The 269-nt window shown below is 57.2% G+C and carries 1 protein-coding gene; it reads right to left on the reverse strand.

Translation table 11 applies throughout. From position 1 onward, the window contains the following. The coding region (locus tag AC1RO3_RS09195; protein WP_481764116.1) for a hypothetical protein at window positions 1-251 on the reverse strand (251 nt) is incomplete at its 3' end. Window positions 252-269 lie beyond the last annotated feature (18 nt).

The following is a 269-nucleotide window of genomic DNA, read 5'->3' on the forward strand; positions in this document are numbered from 1 at the left end:
GTGGCCAGAACAAAACCCATGCTCTTCAGGCCGGCACGCAGACCCTGACGGCCCATTTCGTGCTGCGTCACTTCCGCATAGTTTTCCGATTGGTACATGTCTTGCGCGCCTGCCTTGATGGCCGCACGCTTGTCCATCGATGCGATAACGCGTTTGCCCTTCAGCGCCAGAACCGTGCCATTGCCAGTGTTCGCAAACACCACATCGTCACAGTCTTCTTCTGGGGCCTCGTCGATATCGACGATAGCCATGTCATCTTCACCCGGAGC

This window comes from Dellaglioa sp. CoH-57-MRSF-19 (genome assembly GCF_056781975.1).